The organism is Peribacillus huizhouensis (assembly GCF_014138605.1).
Taxonomy (GTDB): Bacteria; Bacillota; Bacilli; order Bacillales; family DSM-1321; genus Peribacillus; species Peribacillus huizhouensis.
In genome coordinates this window covers 70855-95497 of record NZ_JACJHX010000001.1, presented here as the reverse complement: position 1 = coordinate 95497, position 24643 = coordinate 70855, and the positions used below count along the sequence as shown (strand labels likewise).

The window sequence follows — 24643 nt, the reverse complement described above, 5'->3', positions numbered from 1 at the left end:
TTCTACAGCAAAGAATAAGGAGGAATGTGCATTGATTAAGAAATATACATGTCAAAATGGCACAAGAATTGTACTTGAAAACATCCCACATGTTCGTTCAGCTGCGATAGGAATTTGGATTAAAACAGGCTCCCGTAATGAAGCACCAGAATTAAACGGGATCTCCCATTTTTTGGAGCATATGTTCTTTAAAGGGACGACTACTCGTAATGCGCGAGAAATTGCTGAATCTTTCGATAGCATTGGTGGCCAAGTAAATGCCTTTACATCAAAAGAATATACTTGTTATTATGCAAAAGTACTCGACAACCATGCAAGCTATGCTCTTGAAATTCTTTCAGATATGTTCTTTAATTCTACATTTGACGAAGAAGAATTGAAGAAAGAGAAAAATGTAGTGCTTGAAGAAATTAAAATGTACGAAGATACTCCGGATGATATTGTCCATGATTTGTTAAGTGAAGCAGTTTATGAAAAACATCCTCTAGGTTTTCCAATCCTTGGGACAGAAGAAACGCTTGCTACGTTTACAAGTGAGACGTTAAAACAATATATACATGACATGTATACCCCGGACAAAGTAGTTATTTCTATTGCTGGGAATGTAGATGAAAGCATGATTCAAGAAGTTGAAAGATATTTCGGATCGTATACAGGCGGTGATACTCAATCGGAACTCATTAAGCCTTTTTTTCATCAAAATCAGTTCACCAAGAAGAAAGAAACAGAACAGGCTCATCTATGTTTAGGTTTTGAAGGCTTGAGCATCGGACACGATGACATGTATAGTTTAATAACTCTCAACAATATTTTAGGTGGAAGTATGAGTAGCCGTCTGTTCCAAGAGGTTCGAGAGCAGCGTGGTCTGGCCTATTCAGTTTATTCCTATCATTCGAGTTATCAAGATAGCGGTTTAGTGACGATATATGGCGGTACTGGAGCTAATCAGTTGGACAGTCTATATGAAACGATCCAAATGACTTTAGAAACGCTTAAGCGGGAAGGAATCTCGGCAAAAGAACTAAGAAACAGCAAAGAGCAACTTAAGGGTAGCTTAATGATGAGTCTTGAAAGCACTAATAGTAGAATGAGTCGAAATGGCAAAAACGAGCTACTGCTTGAAAACCATCGTTCTCTTGATCGGATTGTAGAATTAATTGATGAAGTAACGGAAGAAAGTGTAAATAAAATGGCGCAACAAATTTTCACCGATTCTTATTCTTCTTCATTAGTAAGTCCGTTAGAAGGCTGGAATAAATAAGTTAATAAAACATTCATGGGCGTCTGTTCTAATGCGCAACGATCTAAAAATGTTCAGTATCTCAAATTGTATAACCTTATAAGGTGATGGTACGGAGCTGATTTTGTGAAGTTTCGCCCCTTCTCCACGGAAAAAGAATTAGACTCTTAAGAAAGGGTTTAATTCTTTTTTTGTGTGAAAGAAATATGAAGAATATCTGTAATATCTTAGGTTGATTAGAGTGTTCACTTATTGTTTTGTTCTAATGGTCATACTTGTACTTCTATTCTTGGACAAAATCGGATATAGATGAAATATGACTGTATGAGGAGGAGATAGGCTTTGAGGCTTAGTGAATTAAGTGGAAAAGAAATTGTTGATGTGGCGAGAGCTGAACGTTTAGGAGTTTTAGGTCAAACTGATCTCGAAATCAATGAAGAAGGTCAAATTCTGGCTTTAATCATCCCTTCTTTAAAGTGGTTCGGATTAAAGCGGCAAGGACATGAAATAAAAGTGCCTTGGCAGCACGTAAAAAAGATTGGATCCGATATGGTGATTATAGATGTCGTGGAAACTCAATATAAAGAGTAAAGTCTAAAGTTCTTTTTTTCTACTGCCTAAGGGCGGTTTTTTTTTTGGAATCCCTGATAATGTTACTTCAAATTCGAATGTAAGATAAAATCCTTCAATCACCTATTTTGAAAGAAATACATAGGATGTAAGGGTAAAACAATGAAAAAAACTAAGAAGATATTTCCATGAAAAAGAAGGTGACGGTTTTAATGCTCACAGGCTTGCAAATCGCAGTTATCGGCGGGGATGCTCGTCAGCTAGAGGTAGTTCGGAAATTGACTGAACTTGATGCAAGACTTTGGCTAGTAGGCTTTGAACAGCTTGAACATTCATTTACAGGTGCGGTAAAAGAAAAGCTTGAAGATGTAGACTTTTCTGAAATTGATGTTGTCATCCTACCTGTTGCAGGTACAAATCTTGAGGGGAAAGTAGATACGATTTTTTCAAATGAAGAGGTAACGATTACGGAAGAAATTGTATCAAGAACTTCATCACATTGTACGTTTTATTCTGGAATTAGTAATGCATATCTAACAGAAATTATGAAAAATACCAATCGGCGACTTGTACAGCTTTTTGATAGGGATGACGTCGCCATTTATAACTCAATCCCTACAGTGGAAGGGACAATTATGATGGCTATACAACATACAGATTTCACCCTACATGGCTCAAACGTTGCTATTTTAGGATTAGGTAGAGTTGGCATGACAGCAGCAAGAAGCTTTCAAGCACTTGGTGCAAAGGTAAGAGTAGCGGCTAGAAAAACGGAAGATATTGCAAGGATTACGGAGATGGCCATGACACCCTTTCATATCAATGATCTGACGAAGATGGTGAGAGATGTAGATATATGTATTAATACAATTCCTCATCCAATTATCACGGCTTCTGTACTAGCGAACATGCCTGTTCACACCTTAGTCATTGATCTTGCTTCAAAACCGGGAGGAACAGATTTTCGTTTTGCTGAAAAAAGAGGAATTAAAGCATTGCTTGCACCAAGCTTACCTGGCATCGTTGCACCGAAAACTGCCGGTAAAATTTTGGGGAGTGCATTATCCGAATTAATTAAGGAAGATATGAAAAAACGAAAGGGGAAAACGAAATGAGCTTAAAAGGTGTACGAATCGGTTTTGGATTAACTGGTTCGCATTGTACGTATGATGCTGTTTTTCCTGAAATAGAAAAATTGGTAAATGAAGGCGCAGAGGTCATCCCGATCGTTACATCGACTGTTCAGCATACCGAAACAAGATTTGGAAAAGGGGAAGACTGGATTGGGAGGATAGAAAAATTAACCGGACACCATGTTGTCGATTCGATCGTAAAAGCGGAGCCACTTGGTCCAAAAACCCCGCTTGCTTGTATGGTCATTGCACCGATGACAGGGAATTCTATGAGTAAGATGGCGAATGCCTTAACCGATTCTCCGGTGCTTATGGCAGCAAAAGCGACGATGAGGAATCATCGTCCAGTCGTAGTAGCAATCTCAACCAATGATGCTTTGGGACTTAATGGAACGAATTTAATGAGACTAATGGACTCAAAAGATGTTTACTTTGTACCATTCGGTCAGGATGATCCGGAGAAGAAACCGACTTCTATGGTAGCGAGAATGAGTCAAATACGTGAAACGATTATTGCTGCATTAGATGGCAAACAAATTCAACCAGTAATCATCGAGAGATATAATGATTCTACTTCAATATAAAAGTGAAATAGTAGAAAAAGCTTTTTTTATAGTCAGATTTTTGTAAATTTTTTGCTTGTATTGCCTCGATTACATCATAAATTAGTAAAAGCCTGTTTCTTTCGTGCATTGATATGTTAAAATAAATGATAATTCTATTAATAAAGTTACAGTATCGATGACAAATAGATAGAAGTCATCATGTAAATGGAAAAGGGGTAAAGACAATGGAAGAGACAAAAGGATTAAATATTGCGGTTGTCGGGGCGACCGGAGCAGTAGGACAACAAATGATAAAAACACTTGAATCAAGAGAACTGCCTATAAAAAAAATCACTTTTTTATCTTCGGCCCGTTCGGCAGGAAAGAAACTTTTGTTTAAAGGCGAAGAAATTGAAGTTCAGGAAGCAAAGCCTGAAAGCTTTGAAGGTATAGATATCGCTTTATTCAGTGCGGGTGGAAGTATTTCTAAAGAGTTGGCACCTGAAGCAGTGAAACGCGGAGCAATCGTGGTTGATAATACAAGTGCCTACCGCATGGATGAACGTGTGCCGTTAGTTGTACCTGAAGTGAATGAAGAAGACTTACGCAACCATAATGGAATTATTGCGAACCCAAATTGTTCAACAATTCAAATGGTTGTAGCTCTAGAACCGATTAGAAAGGCTTATGGATTAAATAAGATAATTGTTTCCACTTATCAGGCCGTTTCAGGAGCTGGTGCTGCAGCAATCAATGAATTAAAAGAGCAAACTCGTGAAATACTTGATAATCAAGAAATCAAACCAGCAGTATTACCAGTGAAAGGTGATAAAAAGCATTATCAAATTGCATTTAACGTCATCCCACAAATAGATACATTTCAGGATAACGGCTTTACTTACGAAGAAATGAAAATGATTAATGAAACAAAAAAAATCATGCATATGCCAAAACTACAGGTAGCTGCTACTTGTGTAAGGCTACCTGTCGAGACTGGCCATTCTGAGTCAGTATATGTTGAGACGACTGCATCTAGCATTACTGCAGCAGATATCAAATCATTATTAAGTGATGCACCAGGAGTCGTACTTCAAGACGACCCAGAAAATCAAATTTATCCGATGCCAGCCGATGCTGTTGGAAAACCTGACGTTTTTGTTGGCAGAATCCGCAAAGATTTGGATAAAGAGAACGGAATCCATCTATGGATAGTATCTGATAACTTGCTTAAAGGTGCTGCTTGGAATTCAGTTCAAATTGCAGAAAGCTTATTGAAATTAGGATTAGTTACGGTAAAATAAAGATAGCAACTAACAGTAAATCGTGAATCATCAAACCGAATGGATTGTTAGATTGTAAGTAAAAGAATTATGATAAGCAATGTGGCTGGTTAAAAAAGTAGAGTCCGTAACTACTGATTACAGTATAAAAGTTTTTTTACTACCAATTACTGTAGTAGAATGCGAAATGGCAACTTTTTTAGCTAGCCCTTTACATTTGAGGTGTTTAGAATGAAATTCATCGTTCAGAAATTCGGAGGAACTTCTGTACGAGATGAGGAAAGCAGAACACATGCTAAGCGTCATATCCAAAAAGCGCTAAATGATGGGTTCAAGGTTGTGGTCGTCGTCTCGGCAATGGGAAGAAAGGGAGATGTCTATGCAACGGACACGCTTTTATCACTCGTAAATGGTACAGACAGCAAACTCTCAAAAAGAGAACAAGATTTACTTTTATCCGTGGGGGAAACGATCTCCTCGGTTGTTTTCACGAATACACTGCTGGATAGTGGAATAAGTGCGACAACCTTTACTGGAGCACAAGCTGGATTTCTCACAAACCAGGATCATACAAATGCCAAAATTATTGACATGAAATGTGATAGAATAAGAAGAGAGTTAGAACTTCATGATGTAGTCGTAGTTGCTGGTTTTCAAGGAGCAGCAAAAAACGGGGACATAACGACGATTGGACGGGGCGGAAGTGATACATCTGCAGCTGCTCTTGGCTCGGCGTTACAAGCTGAATATGTAGATATATTCACTGATGTAGAAGGCATAATGACAGCTGATCCACGCATTGCTGACTTTGCTCGCCCGCTTTCTGTAGTAACTTACAATGAAGTATGTAATATGGCTTATCAAGGTGCAAAAGTTATTCATCCTAGAGCTGTTGAGATTGCGATGCAGGCAAAGGTACCAATCCGCATCAGATCCACGTATTCAGATGGTCTCGGAACATTGGTAACGAGCATGAATAGAGGCAGTAATGGGACTGAGATAAAAGAAAGACTTGTGACAGGGATAGCCCATGTTTCGAAAATTACTCAAATCAAAGTGAAAGCAAAGAAAGACCAATATAATCTGCAAGCAGAAGTATTTAAAGCGATGGCAAATGCTTCGATAAGCGTCGATTTTATTAATATTTCACCAAACGCCGTCGTTTATACCGTTACAGAAGAAATGACAAACAATGCTATTTCAATTTTAGAAAACATGGGGTATGAGCCATATATCCAAAGGAATTGTGCAAAAGTCTCTGTTGTAGGGGCTGGAATTAATGGAGTGCCTGGTGTTGCTGCCAAAATTGTTTCAGCATTATCAGATCGAGAAATTAGCATTTTACAATCCGCGGATAGCCACACTACCATTTGGGTGTTAGTAAAGGAACAAGATTTGTCAGTTGCTGTGAATGCACTGCATGACGCATTTCAATTGCATGAAGAAGCACCGGAATACCGGATAACGGATCGATAACTTTTATTAAAATTATTGTATCCATGATGAGAGTCTCATCTTATAAAATCAAGAGGTGTATGTATGATTAACTTTGGTAGAGTTTCAACCGCAATGGTTACTCCTTTCGATAAAAAAGGGAATATTGACTTTGCAAAAACAACATTATTAATTAATTACTTGATTGAAAATGGCACAGATTCATTAGTTATATCAGGTACGACTGGTGAGTCACCTACTTTAACATCTGAAGAAAAAATTGCTTTACTCAAACATGTTGTAAATGTTGTAGATAAACGAGTTCCTGTCGTTATGGGAACAGGCAGCTATAATACGTATGCAACAATTGAACTTACGAAAAAAGCAGAGGAAATTGGTGCAGATGCCATCATGCTCGTAGCACCTTACTATAGTAAAACGAATCAAGAAGGTCTATATCAACATTTTAAAACAATTGCACAAAGCACCTCTCTTCCAGTCATGGTTTATAATATTCCTGGAAGAGCCGCTGTTAACATTGCACCAGAAACAATTATTAGATTATCAGAGATTGATAATATTGTGGCGGTTAAAGAAGCGAGTGGTGATTTGACTGCAATGACTCAAATTATTTCTGAAGCAAGTGAAGATTTTCAACTGTATAGCGGGGATGACGGTATTACTCTTCCTGTTCTTGCGATTGGGGGTGCTGGAGTCGTTTCTGTCGCATCACATATTATCGGGAATGAAATGCAGCAAATGATCGAGTCCTTTTTTACAGGAAACATGAAAGATGCAGCGAAACAGCATCAGACATTGCTTCCAGTATTCAAAGGATTATTTTCAGCACCAAGTCCTGTTCCAGTAAAGACCGCTTTGCAAATGAAGGGAATCGATGTCGGTTCGGTTAGACTTCCGCTTGTACCACTTACTGAGCAGGAAAGAACGGCACTTAGCACTGTTATTTTATAAAATGAAACTTCAATCAGTGGAAGTTTTCTTCATCTTCCACTGATTGTTAGTCCCGTTCTACTGTCGCTAAGATCTTCACTATCGCTTTGATCAATCGACAGTACGAATAAGGTTCAACGAAATCAGACTAAGTACGCCGCGTCCTTTAGTCTTTCGTCTGAGTGACCCACATCCAGTGGACCTCAACTAAAACGCAAGACGCCATCACATCCTATGATAGTCCGACAAGTAAAAGATGGAATACGGCGTGGCGTAGTTTGCCACAGAGTATTACAGCTTATGACCTTAAGTAAGGCTAGGAGCCGCAACTAGATAAGGCAGTTATCCACTACCTATGCTTCTTCGATTCCTCTTAGCTTTGAGGTGGGGGGACTGCCCGTTAGTTAATGCGGGATAAATATAGAAATCGTATACAAGCCAATCGGGAACGATTGGCTTGTTGTATATAAACGATGTATGCGCTTTAAAATTAAGAAATTGTACTTTTTGAATTTGATATTAAATCAAAGGTAGAAAGTGAAAGATTGCCATGTTTTTTCAGTATCAGTTATAATGGATACAATTGGAATTCGAACTGTATTTATTTGAGGAGGATATTCGGTTGACTAAAGATCAAATAAACGGCATCAGAGTTATACCCCTGGGAGGACAGGGCGAGCTTGGAAAAAATATGTATATAGTTGAAGTAAATCAAGATATGTTCCTGCTTGATGCAGGTTTAATGTTTCCTGAAGAAGAAATGTTAGGTATTGATGCGGTTATTCCGGATATTTCATATGTAATCGAGAATAGAGAAAGAGTTAAAGCGATCTTACTAAGTCATGGGCACGACGACCAAATCGGGGCATTGTCATATGTTTTAAAATATATTAAGGCGCCTGTTTATGGTACAAAACTAACATTAGCTTTAGCGAAAGAGAAAATGAAGGAAAATGATTTTAAAGGAAAAGCTGAATTAATTGAGATTCAATCTGATTCAATTTTGAACTTTCCATCAAGCAAAATAAGTTTCTTCCGGACGAATCATAGTATACCTGATTCTATTGGGATAGCAATTCATACAGAAGAAGGTGCAATTGTCTATACGAGTGATTTTAAATTTGATCAATCGGCAACAGAATTGTACAAGCCTGAAATTGGTAAAATGGCGGCACTCGGAGAAGCCGGAGTACTGTGTCTGATGTCAGATAGTATTGGAGCTGAATCTTCAGGTTATACCCCGTCAGAAGCAATAGTAGAACAGGAAATGATTCAAACATTTCAACAAGCAAGAGGGAGATTAATTGTAACTTGTTTCGCTTCTAATATTATCCGCATTCAACATGTATTTAATGCTGCTTCAATCAGTGGTAGAAAAGTTGTAGTGGTTGGAAAAAACATACAGCGGATATATGAAACCTCCTTAAAATTGGGCTATCTAACATTATCTGAAGAATTATTGATACCAGCGTCACAACTTAAACAATATCCCGATCATGAGGTAGTAATTTTATTGACTGGTCAACAAAGAGATCCAATAACAGTGTTGCAAAAAATGGTAAAAGGGCAGCATAAGCATGTCTCAATTAAACGGGAAGACACAGTGATTCTTGCAGTTGCACCATCAAAAGGTGGAGAGGTGACACTATTTAAAACGATTGATATGTTATACCGTACTGGTGCCACAGTTGTATCTAATCGTAATATAGTTCATGTTACCGGACATGGCAGTCAAGAAGAACTAAAAATGATGCTAAATTTAATGAAGCCGAAATACTTAATGCCGGTACGAGGAGAATATCGGCAATTATATGCACACCAAAAGCTTGGGATTGGGGCGGGTCTAAGTAAAGATCATGTCGTTGTCGCAGATAAAGGTGATGTAGTTGAAATTAGCTCTAATCAAATTAGACTTTCAAGTAAAGTGACATCAGGAAATGTATTAATTGATGGAAGCGGTGTGGGGGATGTAGGAAATATTGTACTCCGTGATCGAAGACTCTTGTCACAAGATGGAACATTAATCGTTGTAGTAACATTGAACAGAGGAGATAAATCAATTGCAGCTGGGCCGGAAATCATTTCTCGCGGTTTTGTGTATGTTCGTGAATCAGAGAAGTTAATGGACGAAGCAGCGGTGTTAGTTCACAATATTGTGCAAAAAGCAAGAACTAGCCATCCGTTTGATTGGGCTGTATTGAAGCAAGATATGCGTGATTCATTAAACCAATACCTTTTTGAGAAAACGAAGAGACGTCCGATGATCTTGCCGATTATCATGGAAATTTAATACTAAAAAAATGCTCCTAGCTGGACGAAGTCGCTAGGAGCATTTTTGTTACTTAAATTATGATTTTTATAATTTATCCCACATTAACGGGCAGTAAGACCCCAACTTAAGGCTAAGAGGAATCGAAGAAGCTTAGGTGGGGATTACTGCCTAATCTAGTTGCGGCTCCTAGCCTTACTTAAGGTCATAAGCTGTAATACTCTGTGGCAAACTCGGACTATCATAGGATGTGATGGCGTCTTGCTCACAGGACGTGAGCGATCTTAGTAGACGTTCCTTAAAGCAGTCGCCTCGCTTTTTTACGTAAAGCCCGATTGGTGAGATACAGTGAAACTTACCGTTGTAATCTTCAGCGGTATAGTAGAACGGGACTACAATCAGTGGGAGGAGAAAAAAACCACTAATTGAAGTTTCACTTTATTAACCGGAGATATAGTAAATCACACTTTAGGTGAGTAAGAATTTAAATGACTTGCTTTCTTTTTTTAAGGAGAGCTGTTTTTTTGGGGGAGCGAAAAAATTTGTACTGTTTAATATGAGGAATCTACAAATGGACGATAGGATTAAAAAGGGAACTAAGCTAACAGGAGATAGAAGTTAAATTGGAGGAATATCATTCATATTGGTCAGATTCTCCAGTTAGGTAAAGTGGTCGTGATAATTTGGTTCAAAATAAGGCCAGTGAATTACATGTTAAGAAGACAAGTTTATCAAGTTAAATTCCATCTTAAAGAAGAGTTCTCTTATAAAGCAATTTTTTCTTGTTATTACCAAAAAGGTGATGTATAGTTTAAGTGTACTAATACATATAGTACACTCAGTACAGAATGAGGGTGATTTTGGTTGTTTGAATTAGACATGAGAAGCAGACAGCCGATTTACGAACAATTGGTTGATAAGTTAAAGGAGCTCATTATTAGTGAAGTGTTGAATCCAGATGAGCAGCTTCCGTCCGTTCGTACATTGGCAGGGCAGTTAACCATTAATCCTAACACAATCCAGAAAGCGTACCGAGAGCTAGAGTCACAAGGATATATTTACTCGGTGAAAGGAAAGGGAAGCTTTGTGAATCCAACTAGTCTTGTTAAGAACACAGAGAAATTAGTAATCATAAAAAAAGAGCTAAAAAAATTGCTTTCTGAAGCCATGTTCCTTGGATTGAGGCCGGAGGAGTTGATCAAACTTATTCACGATTTGGAGCCGTCGAAAGGAGGAGAACAAAAAAATGATTGAATGTCAGAAAGTATATAAAAAGTATGAAGGAAATGAAGCTGTTCAATCAGTGGAGTTAGAGGTGAAACAAGGTTCAATCTACGGTCTTTTAGGCTCTAATGGGGCCGGAAAAACAACATTATTAAAAATAATAGCAGGTATTCTTAAACAAGATAAGGGGAAAGTTTCGATTCAGGGAGCACCGGTATTTGAGAATATTGATATCAAGAAAAAAATTATATTCATGCCAGATACTCCATACTTCTTTTCTCAATATACATTAAGACAAATGGCTAACTTTTATTCGTCCATTTTTCCTAATTGGAATGAGGAACGCTTTCAAAAGCTTCAAGATATTTTTGAAATTGAGATGGATAAGAAGCTCCATAAATTTTCAAAAGGAATGAAGCGTCAAGCTGCTTTTTGGTTAGCGTTCTCGACGATGCCAGATGTGCTGATATTGGATGAGCCATTTGATGGCTTAGATCCAGTAATGAGGAAAAAAATAAAAAACATTATGATACAGGATGTTGCTGAACGAGAAATGACTGTATTAATCTCCTCGCATAATTTACGTGAAGTTGAAGATATTTGCGACCATGTAGGTATTCTCCATAAAGGAAGGATTATTCTTGAAAAGGACTTGGATGATTTAAAATCAGACGTCCATAAAATTCAGATTGCTTTTAAAAATGAACCACAAGCTGAATGGCTTCGAGAAATGAAAACCCTTCATTATGAACGCAGAGGTAGTGTTTGGTTGTGTGTTGTTCGTGGACATGAGACGGAGGTAAAATCATACTTTGAGCAGTATGAACCGGTCATCTTCGACATGCTTCCTCTCACATTGGAAGAAATATTTATATACGAAATGGGGGAAGTCGGCTATGCCATCCAAAACATTTTGGTTTAATAAAGAAATATGTATGCAAATCATCCGAAATATGAGTTGGGTCAGCATAGTTTATTTTTTAGGGTTAGTTTTTGCCCTACCATTAAAGATGCTGATGATGCATACAAATGATGAATATATTTATTATAAGGAAATAAAAAATCCATTTTCTTATTCTTTTGAAATTCAGTATGGATTAATGTTGATTATTCCCGTGCTTCTAGCAATCTTTTTATTTTTGTATTTACATTTAAAAGATTCAGCTGATTTTCTACATAGCCTACCCATGAGTAGAAAAGTGGTATTTAATCACTATGTAGGAATGGGAGTTGCTTTTTTAACGATCCCTGTTCTTATTATTTCTTGCTCTGTTTTAATTTTAAGAAGTGTACTTGATGTAGGTATGTTTATTTCAATAGAAGAAGTTCTAATTTGGACAGGAATTACATGGTTATTTACTATGTTTATTTTCTTTTGTGCTGTTTATGTAGGAATGGTTACCGGTATGGCCATTCTTCAAGGAATTTTCACATATATTCTCTTGTTATTTCCGACTGGAATTGTAGTGTTAGCGGCCTTTAACGTTAAGTATTTTTTACATGGATTTTCGTACGAGTATTATCTCAATTCGAAGGTAGAAACTTATTCTCCAATCTTGTATGGTTCGTATTTTGAACATCGTGCTATGAGTATCTCTGCTGCTCTTCTATTCAGTGGATTAATCATTTTACTTTATTTTGCATCACTATGGTTGTATAACAAGCGGCACATAGAAGCAGCCTCGAGTGCAATTGCGTTTCGTGGTATTAAACCGATTTTTATCTATGGTATGGCAATAGGTGTCATGCTTATCTGTGGAATGTATTTTGGGGAAATGCAAAATAGTACAGGCTGGCTTGTTTTTGGATATATTGCAGGATCCTTGCTTGGGTATTTCGGAGCAAAAATGATTATCGAGAAAACATGGAGGGTGTTTGGAGAATATAAAAGATATCTCTACTTCGCAGGATTAGCCGGATTATTAATGTTATTGTTTCAATTCGATTTTACTGGATTTGAAAAGAAGGTTCCAGCATACAGTGAGATCAAACAAGTGTATATAGGTAATAGTATTTATGGATATAGGGATGCTGACGCGTTAGGTCAAGTAAGATACTTAAGGGAAAAGGAAAACATTCAAAATCTCCTAACACTACATAAGGCACTTATTAAAGAAGATGTCGAGCAGGAGATAGGAAAGAAGTATTACGATGATATCTTTTTCTATTACGAGTTAAAGAATGGTAAGAAATTAGCTCGCCAATACAATTTGCCTAAAAATAATTCTTTAACCCATCTTATAAAACCAATCTATGAATCTAAAGAATATAAAGAATTGACTTATCCAATATTGACCTTAGATGAGTCAAAGGTTGATAAAATTACAGTTACTTCTAATGGGCCGGTAAATAAAGGTGTTTCCATAACGGATCACAAACAAATTCTTGATAGTATAGCTGCATTAAGACTGGATTTACTCTCTGAAACATATGAAGAAATGATCGATGAATCAAGAGGTTATTCCGGCATAGAACTATTACTTAATAATGATAAACGTCTTTATATTGAATGGATGCCTGACTATGAAAATTTCGAAAGTTGGCTCAAACAAAATAATCTGCTAGAAAGCTCAAGAGTCACAGCAAATGATATTTACCAGGTTTGGATAGCTCCACGTAAAGACATTGATCAGAATTTGTTACATGCATATAGCTCTGATGAAATCATTAAAGAGTTTAAATCAAAAAAATCAGTGTTAAAAGTAGAAGATAAGCAGGATATTGGACTGGTTTTGGAAAACAGTAAATGGTTTAGTGATGGTGAATATGTAATATTGTTTGTTTATGAAAATGGTAATTATGTTGAGGTTATGGATTTTATCAATAATAAAATTCCTGAATTTGTTACGGAATATTTCAGAAAATAACGTAAAGATTGGATGAGGCAGATGACTAACGATCTAGATGATCATTTTGCTGCATTGTATCAGCAATATTCTAAAAAGCTAAATCGAATTGTCTATCAAATGACGAAAGATGCTTTTCTTGCAGAGGACATCGTTCAAGAAACTTTTATTAAAGCCTTTAGTAAAATGGAAACAATCATAGATTCTGAAAAAATAGGCGCATGGCTGACTGTTATTGCTAAAAGAACGGCCATTGATTGTTTGAGGAAAGAAAAACGAAACTCGATTTGTCCAATTGAGGATACCGAAAACTTCGTTGAATTTTTAAACCAATCAATAGAACAAAAAGCAGAATTAATGGAACTAATAGAAGCTGTCCATTTACAAATTAACGGTTGGGATCCAGATAAGAGAAAAGTATTTGTTCTAAAATCCTTCCATGGCTTAAAAGAAGAAGAGATATCACAACAAATGGCTATAAAAACAGGCACAATTAAAACATGGATTTTTCGCTCTAGGAAATGCTTGAAGGAACAATTAAAGCGGCAGTTAAATTGATTAAGGAAAAATCTTACTATATCATGAAATTGTGATATATGAAAACGAAGAGCGATTCTCGAAATTGAGAATCGTTTCTGTATTTATTAATAGCTCAGCGGGGTGACAAAGAGTGATATCCTCCAAATCATGAAACTACATTCGAATTAAATCTGAATAATATTATATAAAGATGCAGCAATAAAAAAAGGTAATGTTTATTTGATTTGGAAGTAGTAGTACAAATATTAAATGCTCCTTATAAAGGCGTTTCTTTAATATGTATGTCACAGGTTTTAGATATTCAATAATATTTAAGGATGTTTTCATATTCTAGGTTGCTTTTAAACTATATTTACAATACTATCCTGGCAATTTCCGTTACAGTTACTTGCTTTTAAGCGTGCGGTCTCAGAAGCCTCCTCAGTGCTTCGACTTTCGGGTTCTCCCTCAACACGTTTCTCTAAGCAGGAATCTCGCATATCAACTACAACCAACATCTGCTCGCATTAGTTACTTGCTAATATCAACAATCTTTACGAAAAGAGCCATGTTTTATGTCTTGATATAGTGGTGAACAAAACGCTATTGACAGAAAAAGCGTACTACGTGTATAGTACATATAAGAAGTGTATGAACCAGATAATACATACACTAATTAAGTAGTTCTAATAGGAGATGGTTTTATGAATGTTACTTTTAACAATCGTGATCCTGTATATATACAGGTTGTCCGATATTTTAAGGAACAAATTGCAAATGGAAATCTGATGGCAGGACAAGAAATTCCATCTAGGAGAGAACTTGCAGCCATGTTGAAAATAAACCCGAATACGGCTCAAAAGGCGTATAAAGAAATGGAGGAACAAGGTTTGATTACAACTGAGCGGAATTATCCTAGTAAAATTACAACAAATGAAAATATCTTACATGGTGTAAGAGAGGAATTAATTGTAGCGGCGGTTGATTCGTTTATGCAATCTATTCGGCCGTTAAATATCTCAATCGATGAGCTCCTTCATATCGTGCAGGAAAAATATTCACAAGAAAGCAGTAAGGAGGTACTGTAAATGATTGAAGTCAATCAGCTCACAAAAAAATTCGGTCGAAAAAAAGTACTTGATGGTGTTTCATTCACTGCTAATAAGGGCGAAATTACATGCTTAATCGGAATAAATGGAGTCGGAAAAACGACTACATTAAAGGCAATTATGGGCCTGACTCCAATCAATAAAGGGAGCATATTAATTGATGGAGAAACAATCAATAAGAATACGTATGAAAAAGTAGCATTTATTCCGGATGCGATTACGATGCTTCCACAAATGACGATTAAACAAGCAATGCAATTCATGCAAGATTTTTATAAAAAATGGAATCAAGAGCGAGCGACTGAACTCCTTACATTTTTTAAACTGGATGAAAAAACGCGTATTTCAGAATTATCGAAAGGGAACACTGCCAAAATCAATTTACTGATGGGATTGGCGATTGATGTAGACTATATTTTAATGGATGAACCATTCTCAGGGATCGACATCTTTAGTCGGGAACAAATCACAGAAGTGTTCACAAGTCATTTAATAGAAGACCGGGGAGTCATCATCACTACCCATGAAATTAACGATATAGAGCATTTAATCGATAAAGTCATTTTATTAGATAACGGAATCGTATTAAAAGAATTTAATACCGAACAAATGCGTCAGGAAGAAGGAAAATCCGTTGTTGACGTGATGAGAGAGGTGTATATAGGATGAAAAGCTACATCAAGTTAGTCAATTTTGAAATCAATCGTTTTATAAAAATTTATCTGACGTTGTTGATTATAACGCTGCTTAGTCAATTTATCGGTGTCATTGTTATTGCAAAAAGCAAAATGGATCAAGCCCATGAAGTGATGGGTGAACAGAATTTGTCTGAGCAGGCATACTTGCATGATTACGGTGGTTTTACTTTCGCTCACTTCGCATCAACTCTTTGGTTTGTTGGTCCTATTGCGTTATGTATTATTGCCTTACTCTTTTATTGCTTAATGATTTGGTATCGTGATTGGTTTGGCAAAAATACATTTGCCTATCGGTTATTAATGTTACCAACCGCTAGAATTTCATTATATTTTTCTAAGGCTTCAGCAATTTTGCTATTCATTATTGGTTTACTAGCATTTCAATTAATCATATTACCACTTGAAAATACATTATTTGAATCACTCATTCAAGATAATTTTTTACAGACGAGCATGGATGTTTCATCTATTCTGCAGTCTAATGTCATGTTAGGAATTATTTTGCCGCCATATTTCAGTGATTTTCTAATCTCATATGGAATTGGCATGATGTTTGTGTTTGTTCTCTTTACCTCAATTCTGTTTGAAAGAAGCTTTCGGCTAAAAGGGATTGTGTTCGGAATTCTATATATAATTGCAGCGGTTTTGTTATATCTATCACCACTATTTATCCTTTCTAACGAAACGTATTCTGTTTTATATAGCGAAGAAATTTTTGCAATTTTCCTAGTACTTGGAATTTTAATAACAGCTGCTTCTATCGTAATCGGAAATTGGCTAATATCAAAACGGGTATTAGTTTAAGGGGGGAATGACTATGAAAAGGTATATCACCAGTATTATTCTCGTTTGTATGTCGATCGTGATTATTGGGACTTATTATGGAAAAAAGATGGTTAGTGCTAATGATTTTCCAAATTACTCAATAAAAACATTAGAGGGTCATGAAAGTGAAATTAAAAATGTTCGTTTAAAAGGTACTGTTGAAAAAGATGATATAAGTAGTAATGTTACGATTACGTCTAATGAAACAATCTATCAGAGCCAGCAATCGTTTATGGATCGACTAACTGGAAATAATGAACCCAAAATTGCAGAACTTAAGAAAAAACATCGTTCATTTATGCGTGGGAAACAAAATATCTACTCTTTTTATCAAGATGAAGATTTTATCGCCTATGCAGAGGCGGTTTACAAATTTGAAAGTGCTAATAAATTCATGTTTAATATTGGATTATTGGATTTGGCTTCTAATAAGGAAATATCTTTTGAGCATGCTATTCCTGGTGAAACATCTAATGGTTTGCACGTTCTAGACGTTCAACTTATTCATTCGAAATTAAAAGTGGTTACGAAAAATTATCTGTATATTAATGATGAAGAACAGTCGGAGGTTCATCTATATACATTTGATCTTGCAAACCAAAAGTTACTTAATGATGAAGTAATTATCACTCCTGAACAAATGAAAATGGGATACGATGTTATTGATACAATGGAAAACACCCCATTACAGCCAAGAAAATCTATTGTTTTCATTAAGCGCTCTGATGCTAGTAGTCAAAGTGGGGCATTAGTGAATAATACTGAAAAACCAGTGATATTTGAATATGTTTATGAAAAAAATCAATTAGAAACGATTCAGTTGCCTGAAACATTAGCAAATCGTGTTGTGACAAGTCAAAATTATTTATTTGGAGATAAGTTGTATATAATCAATCAAGATGCGAAAGGCATGCATGTAACAACATTTGATATCAGAAACCAAGCCATAACAAATGATGAAACTTTCTTAATTCATAATAGTGATTGGGCAGGAGCATTCCCGCTTGTTATTAAAAATGATCGAGTGTACGTTCTTGGGACGAGTGATTTTGAAATAAATAAAACGGCAAACCTGCGGCCGCAATTATTTATCGCCGAACTTAATACAGGTAAAATTTTGTATAAAGGTGAAGTGATCCCGAAAAATCCGGATCAAAAGTATAACACAAAACCATTTGTATTACATTCACTAGAAATTAAATAATCAAGGGCTAAGGCTGTCCTTTAAGGGTCTGAACTCACAAACTATACTCCGTTTATTGTGTCATTTACGAGTCGTTTTAACGGTATATAGTAGCTGTGGGTTTAGATCCTTTTATTTAGGACCGCCTCTTACTTTTATCTTAGATATCTTCATAAAGAATGAACCATACAAGCTTAGTCCATACTAACTCTATTCATATTCTGAAAGGGGATGGGTAGATTGGATCAAGGAAAAATGGAAAATCCTGATGAAGGGCGAGAAGAAGAGAAAGGATCAACACTAATAGAAAAAATTCAACAGCTTGGCCAAACGAATGTTCCGCAGATGTCCAAAGATTCAAAAATACATTGTTTAACAATTGTAGGTCAAATCGAAGGTCATATGCAGCTACCACCGCAAAATAAAACGACGAAATATGAGCATGTGATTCCGCAAATCGTTGCAATAGAACAAAATCCGAACATCGAAGGATTACTTGTTATTTTAAACACGGTCGGTGGAGATGTGGAAGCTGGTTTAGCCATTGCGGAAATGCTCGGTTCATTATCAAAGCCATCTGTTTCTATTGTGCTAGGTGGTGGGCATTCGATTGGTGTGCCAATTGCAGTTTCTTGTGATCATTCATTTATTGCTGAAACTGCGACAATGACCATTCATCCAATTCGTTTAACAGGTCTTGTCATTGGGGTCCCGCAAACATTTGAATACTTAGATAAGATGCAAGATCGTGTGATTAATTTTGTAACAAAGCATTCTAATGTTACAGAAGAACAATTTAAAAACCTTATGTTTGCAAAAGGAAATTTGACACGGGATATTGGAACAAACGTAGTCGGCCAAGAGGCTGTCGATTACGGAGTCATTGATGAAGTTGGAGGAGTTGGTCAAGCGATGAGGAAATTAAATGAGTTAATTGATCAGACCAATCTCGATCAAGAGAATGAGGAGGGCATGCTGCAATGACGTTGTATACGATTGTACCAGAGGAATACATTTTCCCAGGTAATCCTGAGGCGCATGCAAATATTCATTTTCTAAATTTTGACGGAATCCCAATTATCGCTGAACAATCTGATCCATATTCGTATCGAGTAGAAAGAATTATAAGTACAGACCCTGCGCATTATTTAGTAAAAGGTATTGAGCCAGGTAGCATTCTATCTATTAAACAAAGCTTTCGTAGTTAGAAAAAACGTCCATGTTAGTTATTTTATGCTATACTAAAACTACTTGTGAATAAGCAGCCTCATGGCTGCTTTATTCATTCAGTGTACATAAAATGCAGGAAAATTAAGGTGATAAAATGGCGAAGAAAAAACGCAGAAAATCAAAAGGGACAGCAGATTTTAAAAAAACGATGAAATATGAACTGATTGGCTTAAGTCTTCTTGGGCTATCTGCAATCGCCATTGCTGAACTTGGTGCAGTGGGCAAGGCGATTGTCTTTTTGGTTCGTTTCTTTATGGGTGAATGGTATATTCTGCTCTTACTCGGACTAATAGCTATCGGACTCTATTTAATGGTGAAAAGATCGGTGCCATTTTTATTACAGCGGCAATTAGTCGGCTTCTATTTAATTGTCATGAATATACTTCTACTTAGTCATGTTAAACTATTTACCTTATTAGCAGATGGTGGTCCTTTTCAAAAGCCGAGCGTCATTCAAAATACGTGGGATTTATTTTGGATGGAGGTAAATGGAAAGACAAGCACGCATGATTTGGGTGGAGGAATGATTGGGGCTATTTTGTTTGCGATCTCATATTTTTTATTTGATGCAGCAGGCTCAAAAATCGCTGCATTTATTTTCATTATTATTGGTATTATTTTATTGACGGGCAAAACTTTAGGAGACACTCTTGGTAAAATATTTGCCTCTTTTTCCAAGTTTGCGCATGAGCAGTGGTCAGCTTTTAAAGATGATATGAAGACATGGAAACAGGAGAAAAAGGAACGTAAACAGCAGCAGAAAGAGCTTAACGTAGAAAAAGAACAACAAGAAGAAAGCAAAGAACCTCAAGAGGAAATAGGAGAAATCGAAATTATCTCGCCTCAAAAGCGTTTAATTTCCAATTTTGCGGATACGGCATACGGCGAAGGTGACGATTCTGAACCAAGTGAATCTATTGCAATGAAAAAGCAGTCGGAAGCTACTGAAGGTGTGTTGGAAGAAGGAGATATTGTCCCTCCAATGACATTTACCGAAGTGGAGAACAAGGAATACAATCTTCCATCACTTTCAATTTTGAATCAACCAAAAAAGACTGATCAAAGTGGAGAATATGAATTAATTCATGAAAATGCAGCAAAACTAGAGCGGACATTTTTAAGTTTTGGTGTAAAAGCCAAAGTAACTCAAGTCCATCTAGGTCCAGCTGTTACCAAATATGAGATTCACCCAGATGTTGGTGTGAAGGTAAGTAAAATCGTTTCATTGTCAGATGATCTAGCACTTGCGTTAGCTGCTAAGGATATTCGAATTGAAGCACCAATTCCAGGGAAATCAGCCATTGGAATAGAAGTGCCAAATTCCGAAATTGCTATGGTTTCCTTGCGTGAAGTCCTGGAAGCGAAGGAGTTTGATAAGGAAGAATCTAAACTTCAAGTTGCTTTAGGGCGGAATATTTCAGGGGAAGCAGTAAAGGCAGAGCTAAATAAGATGCCGCATTTACTTGTCGCTGGTGCAACCGGAAGTGGTAAATCCGTTTGTATTAATGGAATCATTACGAGCATCTTAATGAGAGCAAAGCCACATGAAGTAAAAATGATGATGATTGATCCGAAAATGGTTGAATTGAATGTGTATAACGGCATTCCTCATTTACTTGCTCCGGTAGTTACTGATCCTAAAAAAGCTTCACAAGCTTTAAAGAAGGTTGTAAGTGAGATGGAACGACGCTATGAGTTATTCTCTCATACTGGAACTAGAAATATTGAGGGATATAATGAATATATCAATCACTTGAATGAGGAAGAAGAAGATAAACAACCTTTATTGCCATACATTGTTGTCATTGTCGATGAACTAGCGGACTTAATGATGGTTGCTTCTTCTGATGTGGAAGATGCGATTACAAGGCTCGCTCAGATGGCGAGGGCTGCAGGGATTCATTTGATTATTGCAACACAAAGACCTTCTGTCGATGTTATTACAGGGATTATTAAAGCCAATATCCCATCAAGAATTGCCTTTAGTGTTTCCTCAATGACCGATTCACGAACTATTCTTGATATGGGGGGAGCAGAAAAACTATTAGGTAGAGGTGATATGCTGTTTCTACCAGTTGGTGCATCAAAACCGATTCGTGTTCAAGGCGCTTTTCTATCTGATCATGAGGTGGAAGATGTCGTAAATTATGTGATCTCTCAACAAAAAGCACAGTATAATGAAGAAATGATACCTGATGAAATTATAGAAACAACAGGTGAAGTGGAAGATAGTTTATATGAAGATGCCGTATCTCTTATTGTGGAAATGCAGACAGCATCAGTTTCCATGTTGCAAAGACGTTTCCGAATCGGCTATACTCGAGCTGCTCGATTGATCGATGAGATGGAAGCACGAGGGATAGTTGGACCTTATGAAGGTAGTAAACCAAGAGTTGTTTTAATCGCAAAAGACTCTTCTAACGAAGCACACCTCTCATAAGTGGCGATAGGGAATTAAATGGGGTGAAGAATGAAATATTATCCAGTGGATGGTTTCACCTTATTAACATCCAATTTCACTTTAATGAATAATGGTCGTGTTAAAGAAATCTGTCCAAAAAAATGAAGAAAAAGCCTCATATTGGAAATACAGTAAAATGTGGATGTTACATCTTTGCTGTATATACAATATGGGGCTATCTTCTTTTGGAAGTAGTTTTATGAACTATAAAGCTTCATCTAAGTGTTCTATACAAAAGGCTTGAACAGCCTTAATCTCTTCATCTTCCAATTCGAAGTCCAGAATTTTATCTGATCCTCTATCAAGAAGATCATATTTAATCATTTCTGTTTGATGATCTTCTACCTTATATAATATTCGGATGTAAATTCCTGCTTCAGTGTATAGTTCATCATCTTCAGGAACAGTAATATCTAGGAATACCTCATATCGCTCCCCAGTTAATATCCCAAATGGATCTTTAAGTTTTTCAATACTATATTCTGTAATTACCATCTAATCATCCTTCCAAAGCTTATCGATATTATTATACCTCATAAAACTTAATTAGTATGCTGAACAAAATTTTTAATAGAAATTATGGAACGAAACGAGCGAATAATATGTAATTTTTACTAAAAAATTCTAATATAATCTAACATGATACAATACAAACGAATGTTTAAGGAAAAAGATAAAGTTAATAAAAGAGAGTTAATTCAGTCGGTAATAATGAATAAATATAAATGATAGATCATTGGTAAAATTCAGTTATTCGTTTAGGGGATTATTATTGTGTTGTAATATAACGAAAGTTAAGCGGATTATACATCTTTACCACTACAAGGCGTAAAGGGTAAATGTATAACTATTCAAAAGGTTTATTTCTCAAATTTCTGAAGCTTTGAAATTTCTGAAAAGGGAATAATGCCCTAGTCGTTATTTTTCGACAAATTGCAAATCTCTATTTATTTATAATAGGAAAAATGGTATAGTATTTTGGATTAGTAGGAATGATTATACCTCAGAGGTCTGAAGTCTGAAGAAAATAAGTTGGAGGAACCTGCATGTCTATTAAGTCTGATCATCGACATTTATACTTACAAGTAATCGATCACCTCAAGCAGGATATTGAAGAGGGTACATATAAAGAGAAAGAGAAATTACCTTCAGAATTTGACCTTGCGAAGAAACTCGGCGTAAGTAGAGCTACTTTACGTGAAGCATTACGAATTCTTGAAGAAGAAAACGTAATAATCCGAAGGCACGGGGTCGGGACATTTGTGCATGCCAAACCAGTGTTTAGCTCTGGAATTGAGCAGCTTAATAGTGTTACAAATATGATTAAACAAGCAGGGATGAAACCAGGAACTATTTTCTTGAGCTCGACAACCCTGGAACCGACCGAAGACGATATCCGCCGTTTTTCTTGTTCCTGTGACGAGGAAATTGTAGTGATTGAAAGAGTGAGAACTGCAAATGGTAAGCCTGTCGTCTATTGTATTGATAAGATTCCGGCTAGTATTCTTAAGGAGAACTTCTCGTACAGTGAAGAATCGATTTTTCATATTCTTGAAAGAGAATCCAACCGTACAATTACTCATGCGGTCGCTCAAATTGAGCCGATTGGTTATCATGAAAAAGTTTCTCCGATTCTAGAATGTGAACCTGAAGCTGCATTACTTGTTTTAAAACAAATGCACTTCGATGATATGGACGAACCAATCCTTTATTCGGTCAATTATTTTAAAGCGGATGTGTTTAGCTTTCATGTGCTTCGTAAACGAATTTAATTTTTTTACAAGCATTGAAACGAAGGACAATCTGTCGTTGGATGCATCTCTACTAAGCGTCAATTAAATTTAGGGGGTACAAACCTTGAAAAAGCGTAAAATGGGGTTAATGATGTCACTAGTACTTGCTGCTGGAACAATCTTGGCTGCATGTGGCTCAGATGATGGCAAAAAGGATGAAGGGGCTAAAAAAGAAAGCGACAAATTTAAAGTTGCTATGGTAACGGATATTGGCGGTGTTGATGATAGATCTTTCAACCAATCTTCTTGGGAAGGCCTGCAAGCATTCGGTAAAGAAAATAACTTAACTGAGAAAGAAGGATACACGTACCTTCAATCTAAATCAGATGCAGATTATAATACGAACTTAACTCAATTAGCCCGTCAAAACTATAACTTAGTATTCGGTGTTGGTTACTTACTACAAAATTCGATTGAAGAAGTGGCTGCACAACGCAAAGATACCAATTTTGCTATTATTGATGCCGTTTCCAAAGGGGATAATGTCGCAAGTATCACATTTAAAGAACATGTTGGTTCATTCCTTGTAGGGGTAATTGCCGGAAAAACAACAAAAACAAATAAGGTTGGTTTTGTCGGTGGAATGGACAGTGAATTGATTAAGAAGTTCGAATCAGGATTTATTGCTGGTGTGAAAACAGTAAATCCTAAAGCTGAAGTGATTATTCAATATGCAGGAAACTTCGGTGCTCCTGAAAAAGGACAAGCTATTGCGAATACTTTATATTCTTCTGGTGCAGATATTATTTATCATGCAGCTGGAGGAACAGGTAAAGGTGTATTTAAAGCTGCTACAGATTTAAAGAAGCAAGATCCTAGCAAAGAAATTTATGTAATCGGTGTTGACCGTGACCAGTATGATGAAGGTGCAGTTGAAGTTAATGGTAAAAAAGAAAACATAACGTTAACTTCAATGGTTAAACGTGTTGACGTCGCTGTTCAAGATTTATCTAACAAAGCGATGAACGGTGAATTCCCAGGTGGAGAAAACGTTGAATATGGTCTTGAAGAAAACGCTATTGCAATTTCTGAGCATACAGACCATGTATCTGAAGAGGCTTTAAAAGCTGTTGATGAATATATTACTAAAATCAAAGCTGGTGAAATTGAAGTTCCTAAGACTAAGGCAGAATACGAAGCAATGGGATTCTAATATAGAACTAAAGGAAGAAGGAATAAAAGGGGCAAGCACTTTGCCTTTTATTCCTTCTTTTTATGGGGATTTAATTTAGTGTATTTAGAAAAAAGTGAAGGAAAAGCTATGATTATTCATAGTTTTTCATTTGATTTTTTCTAAAGTAAAGATCGTAGACGTAATCCTTTTTATCTACAT

General features: G+C 36.4%; 22 protein-coding genes. 21 read left to right on the top strand and 1 reads right to left on the bottom strand.

All coding sequences use genetic code 11. The annotated features are described in order from the left end of the window. Nucleotides 1-31 precede the first annotated feature (31 nt). From HNP81_RS00435 to HNP81_RS00345, 19 genes are all read left to right on the top strand, one after another. Nucleotides 32-1261 (top strand): M16 family metallopeptidase, encoded by a 1230-nt coding sequence (locus HNP81_RS00435; protein WP_182501532.1) that lies wholly within the window; start codon nucleotides 32-34, stop codon nucleotides 1259-1261. A gap of 321 nt (nucleotides 1262-1582) precedes the next feature. Then, nucleotides 1583-1831, top strand: coding sequence for a YlmC/YmxH family sporulation protein (locus HNP81_RS00430; RefSeq protein WP_028392803.1), 249 nt, complete (start codon nucleotides 1583-1585; stop codon nucleotides 1829-1831). 191 nt (nucleotides 1832-2022) lie between these two features. Continuing rightward, on the top strand, nucleotides 2023-2925 hold the full coding sequence (dpaA, locus tag HNP81_RS00425) for a dipicolinic acid synthetase subunit A (protein ID WP_028392802.1): 903 nt from the start codon (nucleotides 2023-2025) through the stop codon (nucleotides 2923-2925). Further along, nucleotides 2922-3527 carry a dipicolinate synthase subunit B gene (locus HNP81_RS00420; protein ID WP_028392801.1) on the top strand — a complete coding sequence of 202 codons (606 nt, stop codon included), beginning with the start codon at nucleotides 2922-2924 and terminating at the stop codon, nucleotides 3525-3527. Before dpaA ends, HNP81_RS00420 begins: the two co-directional genes overlap by 4 nt. A 206-nt stretch (nucleotides 3528-3733) precedes the next feature. Beyond that, complete coding sequence (asd, locus tag HNP81_RS00415; RefSeq protein ID WP_182501248.1) at nucleotides 3734-4789, top strand: aspartate-semialdehyde dehydrogenase; 1056 nt, start codon at nucleotides 3734-3736, stop codon at nucleotides 4787-4789. A gap of 210 nt (nucleotides 4790-4999) precedes the next feature. Beyond that, complete coding sequence (gene dapG / locus HNP81_RS00410; RefSeq protein WP_182501247.1) at nucleotides 5000-6244, top strand: aspartate kinase; 1245 nt, start codon at nucleotides 5000-5002, stop codon at nucleotides 6242-6244. Between the two features lie 63 nt (nucleotides 6245-6307). Next, nucleotides 6308-7174, top strand: coding sequence for a 4-hydroxy-tetrahydrodipicolinate synthase (dapA, locus tag HNP81_RS00405; protein WP_182501246.1), 867 nt, complete (start codon nucleotides 6308-6310; stop codon nucleotides 7172-7174). Nucleotides 7175-7775: 601 nt separating this feature from the next. After that, on the top strand, nucleotides 7776-9443 hold the full coding sequence (locus HNP81_RS00400; RefSeq protein WP_182501245.1) for a ribonuclease J: 1668 nt from the start codon (nucleotides 7776-7778) through the stop codon (nucleotides 9441-9443). 843 nt (nucleotides 9444-10286) lie between these two features. Further along, complete coding sequence (locus tag HNP81_RS00395) at nucleotides 10287-10676, top strand: GntR family transcriptional regulator (protein ID WP_182501244.1); 390 nt, start codon at nucleotides 10287-10289, stop codon at nucleotides 10674-10676. Continuing rightward, nucleotides 10669-11568, top strand: a complete 900-nt coding sequence (locus tag HNP81_RS00390) for an ABC transporter ATP-binding protein (RefSeq protein WP_028392795.1) — start codon at nucleotides 10669-10671, stop codon at nucleotides 11566-11568. Before HNP81_RS00395 ends, HNP81_RS00390 begins: the two co-directional genes overlap by 8 nt. Beyond that, entirely contained in the window at nucleotides 11543-13513 is a 1971-nt protein-coding gene (locus HNP81_RS00385) for a DUF6449 domain-containing protein (protein ID WP_182501243.1), read from the top strand. Before HNP81_RS00390 ends, HNP81_RS00385 begins: the two co-directional genes overlap by 26 nt. A 21-nt stretch (nucleotides 13514-13534) precedes the next feature. Further along, nucleotides 13535-14050, top strand: a complete 516-nt coding sequence (locus HNP81_RS00380) for an RNA polymerase sigma factor (RefSeq protein ID WP_028392793.1) — start codon at nucleotides 13535-13537, stop codon at nucleotides 14048-14050. 665 nt (nucleotides 14051-14715) lie between these two features. Continuing rightward, complete coding sequence (locus HNP81_RS00375; RefSeq protein ID WP_028392792.1) at nucleotides 14716-15099, top strand: GntR family transcriptional regulator; 384 nt, start codon at nucleotides 14716-14718, stop codon at nucleotides 15097-15099. Beyond that, entirely contained in the window at nucleotides 15100-15789 is a 690-nt protein-coding gene (locus HNP81_RS00370) for an ABC transporter ATP-binding protein (protein WP_028392791.1), read from the top strand. Next, nucleotides 15786-16622, top strand: coding sequence for a hypothetical protein (locus HNP81_RS00365; protein WP_028392790.1), 837 nt, complete (start codon nucleotides 15786-15788; stop codon nucleotides 16620-16622). Before HNP81_RS00370 ends, HNP81_RS00365 begins: the two co-directional genes overlap by 4 nt. 13 nt (nucleotides 16623-16635) lie before the next feature. Beyond that, nucleotides 16636-17847, top strand: a complete 1212-nt coding sequence (locus tag HNP81_RS00360; RefSeq protein ID WP_182501242.1) for a hypothetical protein — start codon at nucleotides 16636-16638, stop codon at nucleotides 17845-17847. Nucleotides 17848-18057: 210 nt separating this feature from the next. Then, nucleotides 18058-18810 carry a ClpP family protease gene (locus tag HNP81_RS00355; protein ID WP_051405046.1) on the top strand — a complete coding sequence of 251 codons (753 nt, stop codon included), beginning with the start codon at nucleotides 18058-18060 and terminating at the stop codon, nucleotides 18808-18810. Then, nucleotides 18807-19034 carry a YlzJ-like family protein gene (locus HNP81_RS00350; protein WP_028392787.1) on the top strand — a complete coding sequence of 76 codons (228 nt, stop codon included), beginning with the start codon at nucleotides 18807-18809 and terminating at the stop codon, nucleotides 19032-19034. The genes HNP81_RS00355 and HNP81_RS00350 overlap by 4 nt, the downstream gene beginning before the upstream one ends. 116 nt (nucleotides 19035-19150) lie before the next feature. Then, complete coding sequence (locus HNP81_RS00345; RefSeq protein ID WP_182501241.1) at nucleotides 19151-21496, top strand: DNA translocase FtsK; 2346 nt, start codon at nucleotides 19151-19153, stop codon at nucleotides 21494-21496. Between the two features lie 225 nt (nucleotides 21497-21721). Here the strand turns inward: HNP81_RS00345 and HNP81_RS00340 are convergent, their stop codons facing one another. Continuing rightward, a complete protein-coding gene (locus HNP81_RS00340; RefSeq protein WP_028392785.1) occupies nucleotides 21722-22012 on the bottom strand; it encodes a DUF6509 family protein in 291 nt (96 codons plus the stop codon). Between the two features lie 551 nt (nucleotides 22013-22563). On the opposite strand from HNP81_RS00340, the gene HNP81_RS00335 reads away from it, so the two are divergent. After that, nucleotides 22564-23289, top strand: coding sequence for a GntR family transcriptional regulator (locus HNP81_RS00335; protein WP_028392784.1), 726 nt, complete (start codon nucleotides 22564-22566; stop codon nucleotides 23287-23289). Between the two features lie 85 nt (nucleotides 23290-23374). Further along, nucleotides 23375-24463, top strand: coding sequence for a BMP family lipoprotein (locus tag HNP81_RS00330; protein ID WP_028392783.1), 1089 nt, complete (start codon nucleotides 23375-23377; stop codon nucleotides 24461-24463). Nucleotides 24464-24643: the final 180 nt, after the last annotated feature.

Bases quoted from the DNA above. Each gene is read 5' to 3' on its own strand.
- dpaA (WP_028392802.1), top strand. From the start codon at position 2,023: ATGCTCACAGGCTTGCAAATCGCAGTTATCGGCGGGGATGCTCGTCAG.
- HNP81_RS00420 (WP_028392801.1), top strand. From the start codon at position 2,922: ATGAGCTTAAAAGGTGTACGAATCGGTTTTGGATTAACTGGTTCGCAT.
- asd (WP_182501248.1), top strand. From the start codon at position 3,734: ATGGAAGAGACAAAAGGATTAAATATTGCGGTTGTCGGGGCGACCGGA.
- dapG (WP_182501247.1), top strand. From the start codon at position 5,000: ATGAAATTCATCGTTCAGAAATTCGGAGGAACTTCTGTACGAGATGAG.
- dapA (WP_182501246.1), top strand. From the start codon at position 6,308: ATGATTAACTTTGGTAGAGTTTCAACCGCAATGGTTACTCCTTTCGAT.
- HNP81_RS00390 (WP_028392795.1), top strand. From the start codon at position 10,669: ATGATTGAATGTCAGAAAGTATATAAAAAGTATGAAGGAAATGAAGCT.
- HNP81_RS00385 (WP_182501243.1), top strand. From the start codon at position 11,543: ATGCCATCCAAAACATTTTGGTTTAATAAAGAAATATGTATGCAAATC.
- HNP81_RS00380 (WP_028392793.1), top strand. From the start codon at position 13,535: ATGACTAACGATCTAGATGATCATTTTGCTGCATTGTATCAGCAATAT.
- HNP81_RS00375 (WP_028392792.1), top strand. From the start codon at position 14,716: ATGAATGTTACTTTTAACAATCGTGATCCTGTATATATACAGGTTGTC.
- HNP81_RS00370 (WP_028392791.1), top strand. From the start codon at position 15,100: ATGATTGAAGTCAATCAGCTCACAAAAAAATTCGGTCGAAAAAAAGTA.
- HNP81_RS00365 (WP_028392790.1), top strand. From the start codon at position 15,786: ATGAAAAGCTACATCAAGTTAGTCAATTTTGAAATCAATCGTTTTATA.
- HNP81_RS00360 (WP_182501242.1), top strand. From the start codon at position 16,636: ATGAAAAGGTATATCACCAGTATTATTCTCGTTTGTATGTCGATCGTG.
- HNP81_RS00355 (WP_051405046.1), top strand. From the start codon at position 18,058: ATGGGTAGATTGGATCAAGGAAAAATGGAAAATCCTGATGAAGGGCGA.
- HNP81_RS00350 (WP_028392787.1), top strand. From the start codon at position 18,807: ATGACGTTGTATACGATTGTACCAGAGGAATACATTTTCCCAGGTAAT.
- HNP81_RS00345 (WP_182501241.1), top strand. From the start codon at position 19,151: ATGGCGAAGAAAAAACGCAGAAAATCAAAAGGGACAGCAGATTTTAAA.
- HNP81_RS00340 (WP_028392785.1), bottom strand. From the start codon at position 22,012: ATGGTAATTACAGAATATAGTATTGAAAAACTTAAAGATCCATTTGGG.
- HNP81_RS00335 (WP_028392784.1), top strand. From the start codon at position 22,564: ATGTCTATTAAGTCTGATCATCGACATTTATACTTACAAGTAATCGAT.